This is a genomic window from Desulfomicrobium escambiense DSM 10707 (genome assembly GCF_000428825.1).
Lineage (GTDB): Bacteria > Desulfobacterota > Desulfovibrionia > Desulfovibrionales > Desulfomicrobiaceae > Desulfomicrobium > Desulfomicrobium escambiense.
Genome location: NZ_AUAR01000015.1, coordinates 96764 through 118425, shown reverse-complemented (window position 1 = coordinate 118425; position 21662 = coordinate 96764). Strand labels below are relative to the sequence as shown.

The following is a 21662-nucleotide window of genomic DNA, read 5'->3' as shown; positions in this document are numbered from 1 at the left end:
GTCGAGCGTGGGGTCTTACAGAAAATCAAGAGCTAATATGCTGTATTATTGGGAATAGCCGGCTCATTTGACCAGAAACTGTCGAAACTCCTGTCAGTAGGTTAAGCCCGTGTCTCGGCTCTCCCACCCTCTCCGCCACTCAAAAAAATCAAGGGCTTGGATGTATAATCCAAGCCCTTGTTCTTTGGTGAGCCTTCTCCCCTTACGCCCGATACGCCGAGGGATGCTTATTGAGGCTGCATGATTTCGGTTACTCCGCTGGCAGGTGCTCCGGATTCTTCAGGCCCTTGGCCGGTGAGTTCCTGCGTGGGGCGTTTGCGGCCGTCTCGGCTGCGCTCCTGACGTTGCGGGCGTTCCTGGCCGATTTCCGGCTGCCGTGATGCCGGCCGGAACTGTCGGCGGTCGGAGTCGTCCTGTTGGCGCCTCTCAGGCCTGGCTTCCCGTTGCCGTCCTTGAAAGAGGGGCGTCGCCGTTTCTTCAGCCTGGTGCTCGCGGAATTGTTCGTGCCGCGGCTGGTCCGTCGCTCCGGATTCCCGCTGTCCCTGTTTGAAGAACGGAGTGGTGCGGCGATAGTCCTGCCGCTCGCGGAGCTGCCGGTTCTGCGGTGCCTCGATTTTTTCGGCGTCCCGCTGTTGGTGTTCGAGAATCGTCTGGCTGCCCCGCGTGCCGCTGCGATCGTCGTAACGCTCGTCTCTTCGGGCTTCGGCTGCCCCGGCCTCCTGCCGCTGGCGTTCGAAGACCTGCTGCGGTCGGCTGGTCCGGCGATCATGGGTTCGATCCCGTTCAAGGTTTTGAGTTTCCCGGTCGTCCGTCCGGCGGTTTCCGAAGAACGGCAGGCCGGGCCGCGAGGCCTCTTTTTCGCGTGAGAATTCCCGCCTGCGGTCCGGCGACAATTGGGGCCGAATCTGGCGATTCCTGTCCGCGTCCCTGAACCGCGAGTCGTCCCGCTCCTGTCCCGACAGTCCGGCATGTCGATAAGGCTCGGGACGGAAGCCCTTTACGCCCCAGTTTCTCTCCTTCTCCCAGTAGCGGGTGTTCTCCCATCTGTCCCAGTCGCTCTGGACCCGTGGGGCCGGGATGCGTTCGCATTCCCAGGGGTGTCCGTTCCAGCGGCGGTGCCTGTAGAAGTCCCGCCAGCGGGGGTCGACCTCCCGGTAGAATGCCGGTACCCCCCTGTAGTCGCTCCAGCCCCGGTCATAGTAGTGGGAGCGATACCAACGTCCGTCCCACAGCCGCCACCACCAGCCGACGTGAAAGTAGATGTCGTCATCGATGTCGGTCATGGCGTAGACGTAGGTCCCGGGGATGACGACGAGGGACGGGTGCCCGTAGAAGCCTACACGCGGAGGCTGGACCGAACTGACTCCGACCACGCACCCTTGAAGCGCGAGGGCGGACAGAATGACGAATGTTGCCAGTGTTTTTTTCATGATGTGTGCGGGTTAAGGAGTGACCCTGCGAAACGGTATCGCAGGACTCCCGCAGGTCCCGTCTCCAGGCGGGACCCATTTCCCCGTATGAAGCAAAAAGCGAACCGGGCCTGATACCCGAGGAAAACCGGCCGATGCAGCCCTGCGGCGCACGGCGTGCGGCCGCCATGGGACTTGACGAGGAGGGGCTTGCAGGAAGCGGGAACATCTCGCGAAAATTTTTCCAGCCGTCCGCTGCGCAAATCCTGCACGGTAACGTGCGAGGCGGGAACGTCGGGCTCACCATTGCGCACGCCGCACCGAGAGACTGCAGGCTTCGCATGTACGTGGCGGCTGTCCGAAAAAGATCGGGCCCGCGTCTTTGCGACGCGGGCCCGATGTACCGTATGCGAGTGCGGGCCAGGACCGGCGGGATTACTGCACCGGAGCCGGCTGACCCTGGGGCTGGGTCTGGGCGTTGGGGTTGACGCGGATCTCCACGCGGCGGTTCATCTGGCGGCCTTCGGGTGTGTTGTTGGTGGCCACGGGGCGAGTTTCGCCATAGCCGATGGTCGAGATGCGGTATTCGCTCACGCCGCGCTGCACCAGCAGCCTCTGGACGCTCAGGGCGCGCCGTTCGGACAGCCCCTGGTTGTAGGTGTCGGAGCCCGTGCTGTCCGTGTGCCCTTCGATGACGATGGTCGTGTCGGGGTATTTGACCAGGATCTGCGCGATGCGATCCAGTTCGGTGTACAAGCCCGGAAGGACCACGTCGGAGTTCACGTCGAAGGATACGTCGCCCTTCAGGGTCAGGGCGATGAGATCACCCTCGCGCCGGACGGCCACTTCCTCGGACGTGGCCAGGGCATCGCGCATCTCCGCCTCCTGCTTGTCCATCATGTGGCCCACGCCGGCCCCAGCCAGACCGCCGATGGCCGCGCCGGCCGCCGCGCCGATGGCCGCGCCCTTGACGTCACGGCCGATGATCCCGCCCAATATCGCACCGGCGACGGCGCCGCCGCCCGCGCCGTAGGCTGCACCCTTGGTGGTCTTGGTTTGCTGGTCCATGGTCGCGCAGCCGCTCACCGCGAACACGGCGATAAGTACAGTCAGAAGTATTTTTTTCATGATTCGCCTTCCTTGTGGCAGATGTTTACGTTGCCGGGATGTTACATAAAATTGCCCAGCAGGACAGTCAATGGCCGGTCGACAATCGGCATCCGGCGTGGTCCCGTGCGGGGCATGCATATTTTTATGCATAACTCCTACCATCAGGAGGGCGCAATGTCGAACTTCGCATTGCGGCAGTAGAGAAGAATGTCGTGCCCCATGGATTGGGCGCCGTGGTAGAAGGCAAAGAACTGAACGAGTTTCTGCAGGTGGAAGCGTTTGGTGGCCCCCTCGTTCCGAAGTTCCAGCAGGCGGGTTTCCGCATTATCCAGGGCGTGCGAAAGGTGCGCCTGGTCCGGGACGCTTCCGGAGGCGATGGCGCGCATCCCGTTCACGGCAACTGTGGACAGCTGCCGCAGTTCGGGCGCCATGAGAATTTCGTAGCCCTTGTCCTGTTCACTGTTGAGCGCGCGGAGCATCGACTCCAGATGGACCACGCAACGTTCGAGGGTGCGGATTTTGAGGTCCAGCAGGTCGGTATCCTCGCGGTACATCCTGCGCTCATGATGCAGGACTTTCTGGAACAGGGCGCGGTCCTTCAGGATGTCTGCCTGAAGTCCGGCGAGCAGATGCGGGTCGAGGCCCGTCTGCAGGGCCAGGAACGACTCCATGATGGTTTCGTAGCTGCGGGCGCACTCGGTGAAGCGTTCCATGAGGCGGGCCTTGAGGGCGCTGCCGGCCCGCACGGGCCACAGGGTGATGCTGACCGCGAAGGCCGCGGCCACGCCGATGCCGATCTCCGCAACCCGCAGCAGGCCGAAGACGAGCCTGTCCTCCTGGTTCAGGCTGGCCAAAATGACGATGCACACGGTGATGGCCGCCATGCGGTACCGGGCGTTGTAGCGGGTCATGTAGGCGCAGAAGGTCACTGACAGGAAGAGGGCCAGCACGGTCATGGCCTGTGTTGCCGGAAAGACCGATATGGCTGCCATGCCGATGAGCGCGCCGACGGCGGTGCCGGAGAAGCGGTAGAGGCACATCTGGACGGAATCCGCGACGTAGACCTGCATGACGATGACCGCGGACAGCGCGGCCCAGTAGCCGAATTCCAGGTCCAAGAGCCGGGCCGCGCCGTAGGCCAGCACCGCGGCGATGCCGGTTTTCAGGCCGTGGCGGATCATGGCCTGGTGCGAGTCGGGGTCGATGAATGCCATAGCGTGCGTGTCCTTGGCGTGGCGGCGGACCTGATGTGGTCGCGCCGTTGGCGGTTTGGCGACTGTGTGGCCGGGCGAGAACGGTGGCGTTGTCGGGGGCTTTGAAACGCAGAGGGCATCCCTATGCAAACTTGTCTCCGACGGCAACGGCGTTTCAGGGGCCCTCCAGGCATTCGCCCGATGCTCAGGAACCGATGCCTGCCAGTATTTCCAGCGTCATCGGGTCCCGTCCGCCTCCGAAAAACCTGTTCAGGGCGTCGGAAAAGAGGGCGCAGTCCGAATCCGCCCGTTCGAACAGGGTCATGGAGGAACGGAACTTGATCTCATCCGGGTAACCGAAAATTTCGGATGCCGTGCGGTCGGCGACGGCCAGCACGGCGGAAGTGCATTCGCGCAGACGTTTTCCCAGGACCGGGTGCGCCAGGTACGCCCGGGCCTCGGCCAGGCTCTTCACGGCGAAGAACCGGGCCGTCTGGCTGCGGCCTAGGCCGTCGATCTGCGGGAAAACGAACCACATCCAGTGAGAAGTCTTGCGCCCGGCGCAAAGTTCGGCCAGGGCGGAGGCGTAAACGCCTTCCTGGGCCTGCACGAAGCGGCTCAGGTCAAAGGGATCGTCGGCATGCATGCTGTTCTCCTGTCCACGGTTTGGCCCGTGGCCCGTATTCGTCACAGTCCATACCGTCCATTACGTCCATCCGGTCCATACCGTCCACCCCGCCGCCCATGCCCCCAAAACCGATTTGCGCATCACCGCCCCCTGCACTATGACTTTCCCAAGCCCAACACCGCACAAACCTTCAACCAGCGTGGCCCCATTGAACGCACTCACCCCCGAACAACTCGCCCTGGCCGACGCCGTCGTGGCCGAACACCGCGGCACGCCCGGCTCCCTCATCACGGTCCTGCGGCTGTGCCAGGACATCGCGGGGCATTTCCCGCCGGAACTCATCGAGCGCATCGCACGCGGCATGAACCTTCCCGTCGCCAAGGTGTACGGCGTCGTGTCGTTCTATTCGCTTTTTTCTCTTGAACCCAAGGGACGGCATCAGGTCCGCGTCTGCACGGGCACGGCCTGCTACGTGCGCGGGGTGCGCGAGGTCCTGGACCGGGTGGAGCGGCGCTTCGGCGTGAAGGCCGGCGGTACCTGCGGGAGCGGGCGCTTCAGCCTGGAGCCCGTGCGCTGCCTGGGCGCCTGCGGCCTGGCCCCGGTCATGGTCGTGGACCGCGACGTCCATGGCGGGGTCACGCCCGATTCGGCCTGCAAGATATTGGAGGGGTACGAATGAGCGCCCGTCTCGACCGAGCCGCACTGACGGCCATGCGCGACTTTGAGCGGGCCGCCCTCGAAACCTTTGCCCCGCGCGTCTTCTGTTGCAGCGGCACCGGCTGCCACGCCACAGGCTCCATCCCGCTCATCGCGGCCCTGCGCGAAGAGTCCGCGCGGCAGGGAGGCGCCGTGCAGGTCATCGAGACGGGCTGCAACGGTTTCTGCGCCCTGGGGCCGGTGGTCATCATGCAGCCCGGCGGCGTTCTGTACTGCAAGGTGCGCGCGCAGGACGCCGCCGAGGTCATCGCCTCGGCCGGGGGGCGGCCCGTGGAGAGGCTGCTGTACCGCGACCCCGAAGGCAACGCCGTGGCGGGCATGGACTCCATCCCCTTCTTCGCCCTGCAGCGGCCGTGGATCCTGCGCAACAAGGGTCGCATCGACCCCGAGAACATCGGCCACGCCATCGCTCACGAAGCCTACCAGGGCCTGGCCAAGGCCCTGTTCGACATGACCCCGGAGGGCGTCGTCGAGGAGGTGCGGGCCTCGGGCCTGCGCGGGCGCGGCGGGGCCGGGTTCCCCACGGGCCTCAAATGGAAGTTCGCGGCCGCTTCGCCCGGCGACGTCAAGTACGTGCTCTGCAACGCCGACGAGGGCGACCCGGGCGCGTTCATGGACCGTTCCATCCTCGAGTCCGACCCCCACGCCGTGCTCGAAGGCATGCTCATCGCGGCCGTGGCCATCGGTTCGCGCCATGGTTACATCTACTGCCGTTCGGAATACCCCCTGGCCATCCATCGCCTGACGGTCGCCATCGCCCAGGCCCGGGAGTTGGGCCTGCTGGGCGAGAACATCCTGGGCAGCGGCTTTTCCTTCGACCTCGAGATCTACCAGGGAGCCGGGGCCTTCGTCTGCGGCGAGGAAACGGCCCTCATGCGCTCCATCGAGGGCCGCCGCGGCATGCCCGTCCCCCGGCCGCCGTTCCCGGCGCAGCAGGGGTTGTGGGGCAAGCCGACGGTCCTGAACAACGTAGAGACGTTGGCCGGCGTCGGCGCCATCATCCGCCTGGGCGCGGCCTGCCACGCCGGCGTGGGCACCGAGGGCAGCACGGGAACCAAGGTCTTCGCTCTGTCCGGCGACGTGAACAACATCGGGCTGGTCGAGGTGGACATGGGCACGCCCCTGTCCGTGCTGGTCAACGACATCGGCGGCGGGGTGCCCGGCAAGAGGAAGTGCAAGGCCGTGCAGCTCGGCGGCCCGTCGGGCGGAAGCATCCCGGCGCACCTGCTGGACACGCCCGTGGACTACGAGGCCATCACCAAGGCCGGGGCCATCATGGGCTCGGGCGGGGTCATCGTCATGAACGACCGCACCTGCATGGTCGACATGGCCCGCTTCTTCATGGATTTCATCCAGGACGAGTCCTGCGGCAAGTGCACGCCCTGCCGCGAGGGGACCAGGCGGCAGCTCGAGATCCTGACCCGCATCTGCGAAGGCAAGGGCGAGCCCTGCGACCTGCGCGCCCTGGAGGACCTGGCCGCGGTCATCACCGACGCGTCCCTGTGTGGCCTGGGCCAGACGGCCTCCAACCCGATCCTCTCGGCCCTGCGCCATTTCCGGGACGAATTCGAGGCGCATATCGCCGAAAAGCGCTGCCCGGCCAAGCGCTGCGTGGCCCTGCTCAAGTTCGAGGTGGACGAGTCGCGCTGCCGCAAGTGCGGGCTGTGCTTCAAGGCCTGCCCGGCCGGGGCGGTGATCTGGGCCAAAAAACAGACTGCCCGCATCGACCGCGAAAAATGCGTGCAATGCCTGGCCTGCTTTCAGGCCTGCCCTTTCGACTGTATCGACTGACGGGGACGCCATGGAACTGACCATCAACGACACGCCGTGCGTCTTCACGTCCGGCCAGACGATTCTTGAAGTGGCCAAGGCCCACGGCATCTTCATCCCGACCCTGTGCCACCTGCCGAACTGCGCGCCAACGGGCGCCTGCCGCATCTGCGTGGTGGAGGTCTGGGGCGCCCGCACCCTAGTGGCGTCCTGCGCGGCCCCGGCTGCCGAGGGCATGATCGTGCACACCGACTCGGACCGTGTGCTGCGGGCCCGCCGGACCATCCTGCGGCTCATGCTCGACTCCGGCAACCACGACTGCCTGCTCTGCCCGGCGGCCGGGGACTGCGCCCTGCAGAGCTTGGCCTACCGCTACGGCGTGGGCACGGGCTCCTTCGAACGGCCGAGGCCCCGCTACCGGCCCGAGACGGGCAACCCGTTCATCGTGCGCGACTTTTCCAAGTGCATCCTCTGCGGGCGATGCGTGCAGGCCTGCAACGAGATCCAGGTCAACGAGGCCATCGATTACGGCTACCGCGGCGCGGCCGCCAAGATCGTGGCCGGGTGCGACACGGCCCTGGCCGAGTCCGACTGCGTGTTCTGCGGCGAGTGTTTGCAGGTCTGCCCCACGGGAGCGCTGAGCATGGTGGACGCCCGCCGCAAACCGCGCCTGTGCGAGACCCGCCCGGTGCGCACCACGTGTCCGTATTGCGGGGTGGGCTGCCAGATGGACGTGTATGTTCAGGACGGCCGCATCCGGCATGTGCTGGGGGCCGAGGACGGCCACAATGAAGGGAGCCTGTGCGTCAAGGGGCGTTTCGCCCTGGATTTCACCGCCCACCCCGAGCGCCTGACCACACCGCTCGTCCGACGCGATGGAGCGCTGGTCCCTGCCGGGTGGGACGAGGCCATCGAGCTGGTCGCCGCCCGCCTTCTGGCCTCCCGCGACGCCCACGGGCCCGACGCCTTGGGTTTTCTGGCCTCGGCCCGCTGCACCAACGAGGAAAACTACCTGTTTCAGAAGCTGGCGCGGCGCATGGGTACCAACAACGTGGACCACTGTGCGCGGCTGTGCCACGCCTCTTCCCTCGAAGCCCTGGTGCAGGCCTTCGGCAGCGCCTCGCCGACCAATATCATGGCCGATGTGGGCAACGCCGAGGTGATTCTGGTCACCGGCTCCAATACCACCGAGACGCATCCGGTCTTCGCGGCACGCGTCAAGCGTGCCGTGCGCGCCGGGGCGACACTCGTGGTCGTCGATCCGCGCGCCGTCGCCCTGACCCGGCACGCCCATCTCTGGCTGCGCCCGGCGCCGGGCACCGACATCGCCTGGATCAACGGCCTCATGCACGTCATCCTGCGCGAGGGCCTGGAGAACCGGGCTTTCATCCACAGCCGCACCGAAGGGTTCGAAGAGCTGCGCGCTGCCTTGGAGCCCTATACCCCCGAATACGTGCAGTCCGCGACCGGAATTCCGTCCGCCGACCTGGAGCGGGCGGCCCGCCTATACGCCCGCGCCGGGGCGGCGACCATCCTGTACTGCATGGGCATCACCCAGCATGCCTGCGGCACGGACACGGTCCTGGCCCTGGCCGACCTGGCCCTGCTTTGCGGGCAAGTGGGGCGGCCCGGAGCGGGGATCAACCCGCTCAGGGGGCAGAATAACGTGCAGGGTTCCTGCGACATGGGCGGGTTGCCGGGCTTCCTGCCCGGATACGGACGGGTGGACGACGAAGCGGCCCTGGGCCGGATGGAAAGCCTGTGGATGACCTCCCTGTCCAGAACCCCCGGCCTGACGGCCACGGAGATGTTCGCCTCCCCGCAGGTCCGGGCCATGTTCATCATGGGCGAGAACCCCGCCGTGTCGGATGCGGATGTCGCGCATGTGCGGAAGCGGCTTGAAGGTCTTGATTTCCTGGCGGTGCAGGACATCTTCCTGACCGAGACGGCGGGCCTTGCCGACGTGGTGCTGCCTGCGGCGTCCGCGCTCGAAAAGGACGGCACCTTCACCAACACCGACCGCCGCGTGCAGCGCGTGCGCGCCGCCGTGCCCTGCCCGGGGCAGGCCCTGCCCGACTGGCGCATCCTGAACATGCTGTCCGAACGCCTGGGCCTGGGTCCCGGGCCGGACTCGCCCGAGGCCGTCATGGCCGAAATCGCCCAGGCCGCGCCCATCTACGGCGGCATCGACTACCGCCGCATTGAGGGGCAAGGGCTGGTCTGGCCCTGTCCGGACAAGACCCATCCGGGCACGCCCATCCTGCACCGCGAGAGTTTCCCGCGCGGCAAGGGGCGCTTCGTGCCCGTGCACCCGCAGCCGCCGGCCGAGACGCCCGACGCGGCCTATCCCTTGACCCTCGGCACAGGCCGGGTGCTGGAGCACTACCACACCGGAACCATGACCCGCAAAAGCGAGGGTCTGAACCGCATCGTGCCCGAATGCTTCGTGGAGATGAACCCCGCCGACGCCGCGCGTCTGGGCGTCATCCACGGTCAGCGGGTGCAGGTGGCCTCGCGGCGCGGGGAGATTTCGGTCAGGGCCCAGGTCACGGAGCGCGTGGCCGAAGGGCACGTCTTCATCCCGTTCCACTTCGCCGAGGCTGCGGCCAATGTCCTGACCAACCCGGCCCTGGATCCCCTGGCGCGCATCCCGGAATTCAAGGCCTGCGCGGTGCGCGTCACCCCGGAGTAGATTCCACGGCCACGAGCCAGGCCGAGAACTCGGCCCCTGCCTTGAAGCCCACGCCCACGGCCCCCTTGTGCAGGTACAAGCAGTAGGCCCAGTCGTGCGAGTAGGCGCTGCTGGTCGATGACCAGTAGGCCTCCTGCGGGTTCTCGAAAGGGTGCCCGCCCGGCAGGGCAGGGTCGTGGCGCTCGGCGTCCACCAGGGACTCCAGCTCCCTGATGTTCGGCAGCCGCCAGGCCAGCCCTCCCGCGCGATGCTCCCGCGCCGCCCGCAGAGCCTCCTCCCAGGTGCACATTCCACGCAGGTCCGCCGACCGGGTCCAGAGCAGACCCGTCAGGCGGTCGTGCACTCCTTCCCCCTCCACGGCGAAGCGCGGGTCGGGCCACGGCGCCCCGCAGCGCAGCTCCCCGTCCTGCCCCGTCCCCGCGCAGTCCACGACGTTCCCCGCCACGTCACGGCAGCGGATCTGCCCGGTTTGCGCCAGCAGCCCGCTTTCGCCGCGCACGGGCCAGACCATGGCGTCGCGCGTCTTGTCGCCGTAGAACATGCGCCCGCCCTCCAGGTGCACGCGCCAGGCGCAGTCGGGGGCGATGACGGCCGTCGTAGCGGTCCAGTACCATGTCTGCTGCACCGTGAAGGGATGCCCCGCGGGCAGGGCCGGGCGGTGGTGGTCGTGGCTGACCACGCTCAGAAGCTCGCGGCGGTTGGGCAGGCGCCAGTCGGCGTGGCCGAAGGCCTGGTCTCGGTTCATGTCAGCTACCGCCGCCAGGGCTTCGGGCCAGGACATGGGAAAATCCCCCAGGGCGGCGATGCGCGGCCAGACCAGGCCCGTCAGCCGGTCCAGGGCCAGGTCGCGGTCCTGTAGCTCAAAACGCGGATCGGGCCAGGGCTGTCCGCTCCGGAACTCGCCGTCCTGGCCGCTGCCCTTGCAGTCCACGGGGTTGCCTGCGGCGTCGAAGCACAGCTGCTGGCCGGTGGAGAGGATGTGTCGGATGGTAGAAATGTTCATGGTGCTCGCGCAGGTTGACGTCGGTGCCGGGACGGTCCGGCCGGGACTGCAGCCTAGCGGCGAGGGCGGGGCATGGTCAATGCGGGGCGGCGATTTCTCACGAAGCAGCGGCGGGCCGGAGGCGAACGCTTCCGGCCCGCCGTTGCGCTTCTCGGTTTCTATCCGGGCGTGCGGAAGTAGAGCATGGACTGGGCGCTCATCTTCTTCACGATTTCCTTGCCCTCGGCTTCGAGTTCCATCTTCAGGAGTTCCTTTTCCCCGAAGCGGATGGCGTCGGTCAGGCAGACCTCGGCGCAGACGGGTTTCTGTCCGGTGTGCACCCGGTCCCAGCACAGGTCGCACTTGTGGGCCTTGTTCCGGGCCGCGTCGAATTGGATGACCCCGTAGGGACAGGCCTCGATGCATGCCCGGCTGCCCGTGCATTTCTCGGCCAGGATGCGCACGATGCCGGTCTGTTCGTCCTTGACGATGGCTTCGGCCTTGCACGCCTTGATGCACGCGGCGTTCTTGCAGTGCTGGCAGGGCATGACCCAGGAACGGATGGAGATGTCCGGGTAAACGCCCTGACGGTCGCTCTCCACGCGCAGGTAATAGGGGATCGCTCCGGGCAGGGCCGATGCATGGTCGACCAGGCCCTTGGCGTTGCGGCAGGCCGCCACGCAGGTCTTGCAGCCGATGCAGCGGTCCAGGTCTATGGCGAGACTGAGTTGTTTCATGGCGTGCCTCCTTATCCTTCCACGGTGACGCGGGTCGAGACGTGCGACTCCCCGCCGACGAGGTCCTGCCAGTCGAGGGTCATGCCCGAGTCCGGAATCAGGGCGTTGTCGCTGACCCCTCCGCCCAGCACGGCGACCCGTCCCACGGTGGAGCCGAAGCCGTGGTGCAGGCCCAGGCAGTCGGGCCGGATGCGCTCGGTGCATTTGGCGCGCGCCTTGAGGCTGCCCGTGCGGGAGCGCAGGGTGACCACGGCCCCGTCCTCGATGCCGAGCCTCCTGGCCGTGGCGGCGTTGATGAGCACCGGGTTGTCCAGAAAGCCGCCGACCGGGTCGCGCAGCTGCGGGTTGTTGTGGGTCCACTGGCCCGAACCCTGATGGAAGATGGTGCGGTAGGAGATGAGGAAGAAGGGGAACGCGTCGGCGTCGGCGTCGTATTCGGGCGCCAGGAAGACGCGCGGCAGGGCTTGGTCCGCATCCTCCAAATCCTCCCAGTAGAGGTGCATCTTCTTGCTCGGCGTACCGAAGCCGCCGTGTTCGTACTTGCGGAAACCCGTCGTGCCGGGCGACCACAAGCCGCCCATGTCCTGCAGCTTCCCGACCGACAGGCCCAGGCCTGCCAACTGGATGTCATAGTATTCGAGGTCGTCCTTGAAGGCGAAGTACTCCGGGCAGAGCCGCTTGCCCAGTTCGATGAAGACCTCGTTGGAGTGGCGGCATTCTCCCGGCGCCTCGACCACGGGCTGGCGCAGGGCCACGCCGTGGCCGAAGTTGTACCACCACGGCATGTACAGGAGCTCCCATCGTTCGAAGTAGCTTTTGTCCGGAAGCACGTAGTCGGCGTATCTTGAGGTTTCGGAGAGCATGATCTCGTAGCTGACCAGCATTTCGAGCTGATACTGACCCTTTTCGTCCGTCATGGTCACGGCCTTGCGCCATTCCTCCTGCCCCATTTCCGTCAGGGCCGGGTTGCATTCCGCCGTGACGAGCACCTTGAGGTCGCCGTTCTTGATGGCCTGGGCCTCGTACCAGGTCGGCTCCATGATGAAGGAGTACTTGCCGAACTTGCCCTTGTCGGGCCCGGTGCGGTGCCAGCCCTTTTCGGCCAGGCTCGGGCCGGCCGGCGCGGGCAGGACGGGGGAGAGCGGCGTCAGGTCGGGCAGGGGCTGTCCGCCGGGGTTGTCGATGTTGCCGGTCACGGCCAGGAAGTTGGTCCAGGCGTGGCCGAAGTCCAGGGCCTGGCCGAGCATGATGCCCTTGAAGCTGTCCACGCCCACGGACGGGGCCGAGGCGCACATCTCGGCCAGCTTGACGATGTCCCGGGTCGGGACGTCGCAGATGGCGCTCATGGCTTCGGGCGTCTTGTCGGCGAGATAGTCCTTGAGCTTCTCGAAGTCGCCTTCCCGTATCCAGTTCTCCACGAAGGCCTTGTTGTGGAGGCCGTTCATGACGATGTGGTGGGTCATGCCGGTGAACAGGGCCGTGTCTCCCGACGGCCTGACCGGGATCCACCAGTCCGCCTTGGCCGCGTCGGCCGTGAAGACGGGGTCGATGACCACGAGGATGGCGCCGCGCGCCTTGGCGTCCAGGATGTCCCGCGGCACGGCCGCGTCGTCCAGACAGCCCATGGCGTGCCGCCCGGCCAGGATGATGACCCCGCCCTTGGGCACGGAGGCGAAGTTCGGCGGGATGTGGTGGTTGGGCACTCCGCCCATGGCCTTGATGCATGCCACGATCTTGGCCGAGTCGCAGTGGGGCAGGGCGGTGTTGATGAAGCCGCCGTAGGCGTTCAGGAAGCGCCACTTGGGATCGGTGATGGAGTGGGGGAAGAAGCTGGCCGTGAGCTTGTGGGCTTCGCCGCGGTCGCGCAGTTCCCTGAGCTTGGCGGTGATGGCGTGCAAGGCCTCGTCCCAGGAGCAGGGCTCGAACTTTCCCTCGCCGCGATGGCCGACCCGTTTCAGGGGGTGGGTCAGGCGGTCGGGACTGTACTCCAGGGAGACCCCGGCCATGCCCTTGACGCAGGCCTTGCCGCGGGCCCTGGGATTGCCGCGGACCTCCTTCAGCACGCCGTCCTCCACCCTGGCCAGGATGGCGCATTCGGCCTTGCACTGGTAGCACATGGTGGGAATCCATCGACTGTTCATCGCGTTACCTCCTTTGACCCTGAATCCGGGCCGGGTCCGCCCGTTCGTGGCGGTGCGGCGAGGGGGCACGTCTCGTCCGTCCGCGAGACGAGCACCCGCGCTCCGAAGAAATGGTGCAGGGACATGACGGCCAGCCCCGCGAGCATGACCCACAGGCCCGCCTCGTACGTGACCTGACTCCACGGCTTTGCGCACATGAGCAGCGTGGCCAGGGCGCATGTGCCCGTGCCGGCGATGTCGGCCCTGTCCATGCCCAGGTTGAACCAGGTGCGTCCGCAGCCCTCTTCGGGGGGCGGGCATTCGAACCAGAAGCGGTTCCAGATCACGCCGAAGAGTACGGCCAGGACGGCGCCCCAGGCCATGTGCAGGGGCAGGACCAAGGCGGGGGCGGGCAGGGGCAGGAGGGCCGGGATGGCCGCCGTGGCCGCGGCCGGGGGATGGTCGGCGTCGAGGATCTGCATCAGCGCCGCCGAGATGAGCACGGCGAGGCCCAGCTTCACGGGCACGTTCAGGGCGGCGCCCTCCAGAAGCAGGTTGCCGGCGGCCACGCCGAGCAGACCGCCCACCGTGGCGATGAAGTGCCCGACGATGACAGACTTGGGCCGCGCCACGCGCAGGTAGGTGCATGTGGCGCCGATGAAGCAGGTGGCGGCCAGGGGAGGATAGAGCACGCCGACGCCCGTGGCCGAGCTGGCCAGGGCGATGAGGGCCAGGAATATCCCGCCCCCCATGGAGCCCCACAGGATGCGCGACAGGGAGATGACCCCCGGACGATACACGTCCCGTCTGAATTCCCGCCGGTTTGGCCGGACCAGCCGTATTTCGATCATGGAGTCTCCCCGTTGTTGCGTCGTAGCCGGTTGGCGCGGGCATGCCATGCGCATGTCCGTTAGAAGAGAGTGCCTGAAAGCGGACAAAAGGTTCGGACGTAGTTCTTGCGGGGGATCAGTTGGCCCGGGGGAGGAGCAGGGCGTCCAGGTCGCAGGGGCGGTCGAGGATGCCGCTCTGCAGGGCCATGCCCATGACCTGCCGGGCCCTGGCGCTGTCCGGGGAGAGATCGCGGAATGTCACGAAGCCGCGCTCTAGGACCAGGGCGGCCGCGTCCCTGTTCACGCCGGTGAAACGGGCCTGGATGGCCGCGCTCTCTGTTGGGTGCGCATGGACGTAGCCAGCGGCGGCCGTCAGCAGCTTCAGATAGCCGTCTAGCAGTTCCGGCTTGCCGCGCGCGAAATCGCTGCGGACGGCGAGAATGCAGCAGACATGGTCCGGCGCCAGGTCATGGGAGCGGATGAGGACGGTGCCCGTCCCGGCGTTTTCGGCCATGAGCCCCCAGGGTTCGGAGCAGAAGAAACCGTCCAGGTTTCTGCGGGCCAGGGGGAGGGCCATGCAGGAGGGGCTGAGATAGACGGGACGGAAGGGCCTGCCCCCTGGCCCCAGGCCCAGGACGGATCGTAGCAGCATGCCATGCGTGGACAGAGGGTGGGGCAGCCCCATTGTTGCCCCGGCAAGATCGCGGCCCGGGAAGCCGTGGCTGCCCCCGTCCCTGATCATCGATTTCTGCATGGTGATGGCGCTGCCCTCGTGGTGTCCGTCGAGGGCCCATTTCAGGGGAACGCCCCGGTTGTGCAGGACCATGGTCAGGGGAGCCATCATCATGGCCGCGTCCAGGGCTTCGTTGACCATGGCCTTGGCCAGCTCCGACCAGGACGTGAACCTGCGCAGGCTGACATGAAAGGCGGTCTGGTCGTGGCGCTGCTGGGCGATCATGGGCAGGAGGTGGTCGGAGATGGGAAGGCAGCCGACGCGGATGGCCTGCGCGTCATGGCCGGCAATGGCGCGTATCATCCTTTCGCGGGTATCGTGCAGACGGCGCTTGATTGTGCCCACGGGCACGCCCAGGGCCGAGGAGATGTCTTCGTAGGAGCGTCCCAGCAGGTAGCGTTGCACGGCTGCTTCCCGATAGACTCCCGGCAGGGAGGCGAGAAGGGAACGGATCATGTCGCGGGTTTGGAAGCGGGCGTAGTGTTCCCATGGGTCCAGGTCGTCGGAGGGCAAGTCCTCGATGTTGTCCAGGTCGGAGGTCAGAATGTCCGGCGGGTGGGCGCGGAGCATGCGGCGGCAGCTGTTGGTCACGATGCCGCGCAGCCAGGCCGGGAAGGCGTCGGGGTTGCGCAGGCCGGTCAGATGCAGCCAGGCGGTCAGGAAGGCATCCTGCAGCGCGTCCTCGGCCAGGGCCGGATCGCGCAGCCGGCGCAGGGCCACGGCTTTGGCCATGTCGGAGAAACGGCGCACGAGCTCGCAAAAGGCGGTTTTGCTGCCGCCTCCGGCCGAACGAGCCAGTTCCTGATAGGTTTTCATGGGCCGCGGCTCCGGGAGTGTGGGGAAGGACGCTGCGACCCTAGTACGTTTTGTCCGGGATGCAAAGATGGCGTGATCGCGAGGCGGAATGCCCTGGCGGTTGAGCGGCCTTGGTCGCGCGAGGTGTGCGACCTGCCGGGACGGCGGGCAAAAAAAGGCCCAAGCGGACGAATCCGCCTGGGCCGGCAATTTCGGGAAAGATGATCTTGGCAGGTATTACGCCGCCTTGATTGTCCTCACGCTCTGAGGCATCTGCACGCCCACGCCGTACCGGCCGGAGTACAGGCCCTCCTGCGGCGCGCACCAGCGGACCATGCCGACGCAGTGGGTTTCGCCGAGGCGCTGGGCGTTTTCCATGCCGGGACGGAAACGGATCTTGACGGGTTCGCCTTTGGTCAGGGGGTGGTCAAGTTCGATCATCAGACCGCCCGGGCTGTAATTGATGACCCGCGACGGCAGGGGCCCCTTGCCGTCGGCGTATAGTTCGATGCTGCACGGTTCCAGGCTGGCCTTGCGGGGGGCGCTTCGTTTTTCGGTCATGGCGTGTCTCCTTCCGTTTCGGCGAAAAAAACGGCTGTCTTACATATAAGTCAGGCGCGGAATCTTGTCCAGATTCGTATGACAAATATTTTGCCATGTCGCGTTTGTGCCGCATGTTCGGAAGCTGCCGACGGCTGCCGGCGGGAGAATGTTCGCGGCGCGCCTTTGCGCTCCGCGTTTGCCTCGCTCAGGCGGTCGGGGCGAGATCGCGCATGAGGCGGACCACGGCCAACTCCTTGGCCTTGGCCTCCACGTCCACGGTCATGGCGCGGCCTTGCCAGCAGGCCGGGAAGTCCGCGGGGTCGATGTAGTCGGCGTGGGGCTTGGGGTTGCCCTGCCAGCCTTCGCGCGGCGAGGAGATGTGGCAGTACTGCTCCCGGCCCCTCCAGGTGGCCCCGGCCAGGTCCGTGGCCTCTGCCTCGCCCAGGCCGTCCGGGTTGCAGCGGTGGTGATGGACGTCATAGACCAGCGGCAGGCCAAGTTCCCCGCACACGGGCAGCAGGTCGCGCACGGAGTAGGTCACGTCGTCGTTCTCCAGGGTCAGGCGGGAGGACACGCCTTCGGGCAGGTCCCGCACCACGGCGGCCAGGCGTTTCAGGGCGGCCGCCTTGTCGCCGTAGGCCCCGCCGGCGTGGATGTTGATGACGTCGGCCCCGGTCAGGTCCGCCAGGAAGGCCTGGTACTCCAGTTCCCGCACGGAGCTTTCGACGACATGGGCGTGGGGCGAGGACAGGACCACGAATTGGTCCGGGTGGAAGCTCAGGCGGATGTCGCGGACCCGAGCAAAGTCCCTGACATCGGCCATGTTGCGGGCGATGGCCTCGGCATCGGGCAGGTCCTCCAGATTGTAGCCGACCTCGGGGTGGGTCATGCGCGGGAAGAGGGGCGACATGATGCGGAAGGCCCCGATGCCCAGCCGGTGCGCCGCCTGCACCGCCAGCAGGAGGTTTTGGGCGTTGTGCAGGCAGACGCCCGAAGCCTTGGCCAGGGCGTCGCGGCGGCTCAGGGCCGAGAGGGCCTTGGCCGTGGTGGTGCGGAAGGTCACGGGTTCGGCCACGAAGAGGCAGCACAGTCCGAAGCGCATACTCGTCCTTGAGGAAGCAGGTTGAAGTTTGGAAGATTCATAACGACTCATCACTTCGAAACCGTTCACAAATCAATTCTGGCAAGGCGAGAGCCGATTTTGGAGGGCGAAGTGTAGCCGTCTCCATGAGCCCTTCAAAATCGGTGAGCAACGCAGTCCAGAAGTGATGTGTGGCGGTTTCAGCAAACGACGGGCAGTTCGGCCCAGGACGTGGTGTAGCGGGGGGAGCGGCGCTCCTGGCGCATGTGCCATTCCTTCCTGCCCAGGCCCGAGGCGGCCAGGGTCAGGGTGCCCTGGCCGTGCATGGTGTTGACGCGGTCCATGACCCGCATGAGGGCGTCGCGCCGCGTCTTCTCCTCGCCGCTCGGCTCCAGGAAGGACAGCTGGCGCTGGCCGGCCGGGGCGAGGTCCAACAGGATCACGCCCGCCTTCTGGTACTTGTAGCCGGGCTTGTGGATCTCGCGCAGAATCTGCAGGGCCGGCCCGTGCAGGACCAATGTGTCGGCCGTGGGAGCGGGCAGGGCGCGGCCGCGGCTGGCGCAGTACTGCGGGCCCGGCTGGAAGCGGTTGGTTTCCAGGAAGACCTGCACTGTCCCGGCCACGAGGCCCTTGCGGCGCAGCTTCTCCGCGGCCCGCTGCACATAGGCCGAGACGGCCTCCTCCAGGCTCTCCAGGCTCTCGACGCGCGTGCCGAAGGAGCGGGAGCAGACCAGGGAGCGGGCCGGCGGCGGGGCGTCCTCCAGGGCGATGCACGGGATCTGGCGCAGTTCGAGGACCGTGCGCAGGCCCGTCACGGTCAGATGGCGGCGGACCCAGTCGTCGGGGCGGCGCTTGAGGTCCAGGGCGGTGCGCACCCCGCAGGCGGCCAGGAAGCGCGCGCTCCTGCGGCCGATGCCCCACACGTCGCCGGGTTCCGTGGAGTGCAGGACCCGGTCGATGTCGTCCTCGTCCTCCAGCAACCGCGCGCCGTCGCCCTTCTTGGCCAGGCGGTTGGCGACCTTGGCCAGGGTCTTGGTCCGGGCGATGCCCACGCCTACGGGGATGCCCGTCCATTTTTTCACCGTGGCGCGGATTTCGCGGGCCGTGTCGAGCAGGCTCGCGCTGTCCAGGCCCCGCAGCATGAGGAAGCATTCGTCGATGGAGTAGATCTCGGCCTCGGCGCAAAACTGGCCCAAAGTGCGCATGACGCGGGCCGACATGTCGCCGTAGAGGGCGTAGTTGGAGGAGAGGACGCGCACGCCGCTACGGGCGTAGAAGTCCTCGCGTTTGTAGGCCGGTTCGCCCATGGCTATTCCCAAGGCCTTGGCCTCGTTCGAGCGGGCGATGACGCAGCCGTCGTTGTTGGACAGCACGACCACTGGTCTGCCTTCCAGGGACGGGTCGAAGACCCGTTCGCAGGATGCGTAGAAGTTGTTGCAGTCCACCATGAGGTAGAAATCGCGCATCAGAGCCTCCGCACCACTCCCGAGACAACGCCCCAGACGTGCAGGTCCTGTTCGGCGGCCACGGCGATGGGCCGGTAGCGGGGGTTCTCCGGGGCGAGGAAAATTTGGCCGTCCTTGCGGACCAGGCGTTTGACCGTCAGTTCGCCGTCGAGGACCGCGACCACGATCTTGCCCGGAACGGGCTCCTCGGAGCGGTCCACGACGAGGATGTCGCCGTCGTGTATGCCCGCGCCGGACATGGAGTCGCCGCTGACCCTGACCATGAATGTGGCGGCCGGGTTACGGACCAGGTAGGTGTTCAGGTCCAGAGCCGTTTCGATGTAGTCGTCGGCCGGGGAGGGGAAGCCGGCGGAGATGCGCTCCAGGTACAGGGGCGTGGCCCCCCCGGATTCGTTCACGGCCCGGCCCAGGATCTCGACCCGGTCGCGGCTGGTCTGGTTCAGGTTCAGAATGTTCGACATGGTCCGACCTTGCCGCCGGCCTTGGCTTCCGTCAACGCCGGGATTAGAACGACTCCTGACAATCGGACGAACACGCATAAATGCCCATTGGTACTGGGCCCTTGTGGAGAATACATGACTATCACCGCCTGCACCCTTGATTGCCCCGACGCCTGCTCCATCGTGGCCGAAAACGGCCCCGGCGGCCTGCGCCTGCGCGGCAACCCCGACCACCCCTTCACCCGCGGCTTCGTCTGCCCCAAGCTCGACGTGCACCGCCGCAGGCTCGCAAGCCCGCACCGCCTGCGCTCCCCTCGCCTCAAGGTTGACGGCGCGTGGCGGGACATCGGTTGGGACGAGGCCCTGGGGCTGTGCGCCGAGAAAATGAACCTGTACCGCGACGAGCCCCGCTCCATCCTGCACGTGCGTGGCTCGGGCAACCGGGGCGTGGTCAAGTTCCTCTCGACCCTTTTCTTTCGCAGCCTCGGCGCCTCGGGCCTGCACGGCTCCCTGTGCGACGAGGCCGGGATATCGGCCTGCGTCGAGGACTTCGGGGCCCTGCGCCACAACGACATCACGGACATCCTGTGCACGTCGGCCCTGGTCAACTGGGGCCGCGACCTGAAGCGGGGCTCCGTGCACACGGCGGCCATGGTCCGGCAGCTGCGCAAGGGCGGCGTGCCCGTGGTGACCATCGCGCCGGGCGCGGACACGGCCGAGGGGTTCACCGACCGCTTCGTGCGCATCCGCCCCGGCACGGACCGTTTCCTGGCCTCGGCCGTGCTGCGGGAGGTGCTGCGCCGCAAGGGCGTGGCGCCGGAGGTGGCGGCGGCCTGCCGCGACCTGCCCGCCTTCCGGGCGCTCCTGGACGGCTGCGGGGATGAACCGCTTCGGTGGTGCGGGGCGTCTCGCGAGGACGCGGACTTCCTGGCCGGGCTGTACGCCGGCCCCTCGCCCGTGGCCTCTCTTCTGGGCTGGGGCATGCAGCGCTACCGCTTCGGCGGGCAGAACGTGCGCTTCGTCAACGCCCTGGCCATGCTCTCTGGGCAGGTGGGCCGCAGCGGCGGGGGCGCCTACTACAACCTGAGTTCCATGGCCAACTTCGACGTGCCCTGGAAGGCGTCCACGAGCTACGGCCGCACGCTGCTCATGCCCGACCTGGCCCGCGAGATCGGCCGCGCCGACCCGCCCGTGCGCATGGCCTGGGTGGAATGCATCAACCCGGCCAACCAGTTCCCCGAGGCCGGCGCGGTGGCCCGTGCCCTGGACGGCCTCGATTTCGTCGTGGTCTGCGACGCCTTCATGACCGACACGGCCGAGGTCGCGGACCTGGTCCTGCCCGTGGCGCTGATGCTCGAACAGGACGACGCCGTGGGCTCCTTCATGCACGAGTACGTGCAGTGGAGCGGCAAGGCTGTCGAGCCCCCGGCAGGCGTGCGCACGGACTACGACATTCTCTCGGACCTCGGGCGCCGGCTCGGTCTGGAGCTGCCGAAGCCCGAGGAGGCCCTGCGCCGGGCCCTGTGTTCGCGCACCCTGGACACGACCCTGGAGGAGTTGCGCGCCGCGGGTTACGCCCGCTCGACCCATCCGGCCGTGGCCTTCGAGGGCCTGCGCTTCGGCCACGCCGACGGCCTGTATCGTCTGCCCGCCCGCCTAGACCTGCCCCTGGACCCGCCGGCCGGGTACCCGCTGCAGCTTTTGACCCTCATCAACCGCCGCTTCGTCCATTCCCAGATCCTGCCCGAGGATCACGCCGTGCGGCCCGCGGTCGCCGTGCACCCGGACACGCTACGCGTCCTGGGGCTGGGGCCCGGTCCGGGACGCATCGTCACGGAACTCGGGTTCCTGGATGTGGATTTGACTGCGGACGCGGCCGTTCACCCGGACTGCGTCGTCTACAGGCGCGGGCCGTGGGGCAGGTTCGGGGGCGGGGTGAACCGCATCATCCGGGCGGTGGAGACGGACATGGGCGGGGGCAGCGCCTTCTACGAGCAGCACTGCCGCCTGGAGGGGGCCTAGTAGCGGCCGTTCTTGACCGTGGTCACGTAGGTTTCGAGGGCGGGGTCGTTTTCGGCGTCGATGCCGGGGGTGGACGGGTCGGCCCACTCGAAGCGGCCGTCCCGCCAGACCACGACCGTGCGCCGGGCCTTGAAGGCCGCGTCCACATAGACGACCTGCAAGGCGCCGTCGAGGTCGTAGGTCGAAACGTCGCAGACGATGCCGACCTTGGTGAAGGTCTGGCCGTGGATGGTCACGGGGTAACCCGTTCTGAGCTTGGGACGCATGTTCGGTGCTCTGTCTGAGTGTTCTTTGGAGAAGGCCCTCGCGGGGCTGACCGGACGCTAACGCGGTTTTTTTGTTCTGCAAAGAAAAATGTCGGGAGCGGATCGGCCTGCCGCATTTTACGCGGCAG

The 21662-nt window shown here is 67.1% G+C and carries 18 protein-coding genes; 4 read left to right on the top strand and 14 right to left on the bottom strand.

Features of this window, described 5'->3' with window-relative positions; genetic code table 11:
* Positions 1-227: 227 nt before the first annotated feature.
* The 4 genes from G394_RS0112810 to G394_RS0112795 form a co-directional block, all read right to left on the bottom strand.
* Positions 228-1430, bottom strand: a complete 1203-nt coding sequence (locus G394_RS0112810; protein ID WP_028577989.1) for a hypothetical protein — start codon at positions 1428-1430, stop codon at positions 228-230.
* A gap of 414 nt (positions 1431-1844) precedes the next feature.
* The gene (locus G394_RS0112805; RefSeq protein WP_028577988.1) at positions 1845-2537 is read right to left on the bottom strand and encodes a YiaD family glycine zipper/OmpA-like lipoprotein; all 693 of its coding nucleotides are present in this window, start codon (positions 2535-2537) and stop codon (positions 1845-1847) included.
* Between the two features lie 143 nt (positions 2538-2680).
* Positions 2681-3733, bottom strand: a complete 1053-nt coding sequence (locus G394_RS0112800) for an FUSC family protein (RefSeq protein WP_028577987.1) — start codon at positions 3731-3733, stop codon at positions 2681-2683.
* A gap of 184 nt (positions 3734-3917) precedes the next feature.
* A complete protein-coding gene (locus G394_RS0112795) occupies positions 3918-4358 on the bottom strand; it encodes a DUF1810 domain-containing protein (protein ID WP_028577986.1) in 441 nt (146 codons plus the stop codon).
* Positions 4359-4548: 190 nt separating this feature from the next.
* Here G394_RS0112795 and G394_RS0112790 point away from each other — a divergent pair, with 190 nt between their 5' ends.
* From G394_RS0112790 to fdhF, 3 genes are read left to right on the top strand one after another with little or no spacing between them, the layout of a single operon-like run.
* Positions 4549-5019: an NADH-quinone oxidoreductase subunit NuoE family protein gene (locus tag G394_RS0112790; RefSeq protein WP_245578336.1), complete on the top strand. Its 471-nt coding sequence runs from the start codon at positions 4549-4551 to the stop codon at positions 5017-5019.
* Positions 5016-6848, top strand: a complete 1833-nt coding sequence (nuoF, locus tag G394_RS0112785; RefSeq protein WP_084435620.1) for an NADH-quinone oxidoreductase subunit NuoF — start codon at positions 5016-5018, stop codon at positions 6846-6848. The genes G394_RS0112790 and nuoF overlap by 4 nt, the downstream gene beginning before the upstream one ends.
* A gap of 10 nt (positions 6849-6858) precedes the next feature.
* Entirely contained in the window at positions 6859-9519 is a 2661-nt protein-coding gene (gene fdhF / locus G394_RS0112780) for a formate dehydrogenase subunit alpha (RefSeq protein WP_028577983.1), read from the top strand.
* Here fdhF and G394_RS0112775 read toward each other — a convergent pair.
* The 9 genes from G394_RS0112775 to G394_RS0112735 all read right to left on the bottom strand — a co-directional run bounded on the left by G394_RS0112775 (position 9506) and on the right by G394_RS0112735 (position 19267).
* On the bottom strand, positions 9506-10522 hold the full coding sequence (locus tag G394_RS0112775) for an Lcl C-terminal domain-containing protein (RefSeq protein WP_028577982.1): 1017 nt from the start codon (positions 10520-10522) through the stop codon (positions 9506-9508). The two genes, fdhF and G394_RS0112775, sit on opposite strands and share 14 nt — an antisense overlap.
* 158 nt (positions 10523-10680) lie before the next feature.
* A complete protein-coding gene (locus tag G394_RS0112770) occupies positions 10681-11238 on the bottom strand; it encodes a 4Fe-4S dicluster domain-containing protein (protein WP_028577981.1) in 558 nt (185 codons plus the stop codon).
* An 11-nt stretch (positions 11239-11249) separates the two neighbouring features.
* Positions 11250-13379, bottom strand: a complete 2130-nt coding sequence (locus G394_RS0112765) for a molybdopterin-containing oxidoreductase family protein (RefSeq protein ID WP_028577980.1) — start codon at positions 13377-13379, stop codon at positions 11250-11252.
* Positions 13376-14209, bottom strand: a complete 834-nt coding sequence (locus G394_RS19140; protein WP_043775830.1) for an HPP family protein — start codon at positions 14207-14209, stop codon at positions 13376-13378. Before G394_RS19140 ends, G394_RS0112765 begins: the two co-directional genes overlap by 4 nt.
* A 115-nt stretch (positions 14210-14324) precedes the next feature.
* The gene (locus tag G394_RS0112755) at positions 14325-15737 is read right to left on the bottom strand and encodes a sigma-70 family RNA polymerase sigma factor (RefSeq protein WP_028577979.1); all 1413 of its coding nucleotides are present in this window, start codon (positions 15735-15737) and stop codon (positions 14325-14327) included.
* 216 nt (positions 15738-15953) lie between these two features.
* Entirely contained in the window at positions 15954-16277 is a 324-nt protein-coding gene (locus tag G394_RS0112750; protein WP_028577978.1) for a PilZ domain-containing protein, read from the bottom strand.
* A gap of 187 nt (positions 16278-16464) precedes the next feature.
* Positions 16465-17361 carry a UV DNA damage repair endonuclease UvsE gene (uvsE, locus tag G394_RS0112745; protein WP_028577977.1) on the bottom strand — a complete coding sequence of 299 codons (897 nt, stop codon included), beginning with the start codon at positions 17359-17361 and terminating at the stop codon, positions 16465-16467.
* A gap of 179 nt (positions 17362-17540) precedes the next feature.
* Entirely contained in the window at positions 17541-18806 is a 1266-nt protein-coding gene (locus G394_RS0112740; RefSeq protein ID WP_028577976.1) for a Y-family DNA polymerase, read from the bottom strand.
* Positions 18806-19267 (bottom strand): LexA family protein, encoded by a 462-nt coding sequence (locus G394_RS0112735; protein WP_028577975.1) that lies wholly within the window; start codon positions 19265-19267, stop codon positions 18806-18808. Before G394_RS0112735 ends, G394_RS0112740 begins: the two co-directional genes overlap by 1 nt.
* 114 nt (positions 19268-19381) lie before the next feature.
* Here G394_RS0112735 and G394_RS0112730 point away from each other — a divergent pair, with 114 nt between their 5' ends.
* Positions 19382-21268, top strand: a complete 1887-nt coding sequence (locus G394_RS0112730; RefSeq protein ID WP_028577974.1) for a molybdopterin-dependent oxidoreductase — start codon at positions 19382-19384, stop codon at positions 21266-21268.
* Here G394_RS0112730 and G394_RS0112725 read toward each other — a convergent pair.
* Positions 21265-21534 (bottom strand): hypothetical protein, encoded by a 270-nt coding sequence (locus G394_RS0112725; RefSeq protein ID WP_028577973.1) that lies wholly within the window; start codon positions 21532-21534, stop codon positions 21265-21267. The genes G394_RS0112730 and G394_RS0112725 overlap by 4 nt on opposite strands.
* Positions 21535-21662 lie beyond the last annotated feature (128 nt).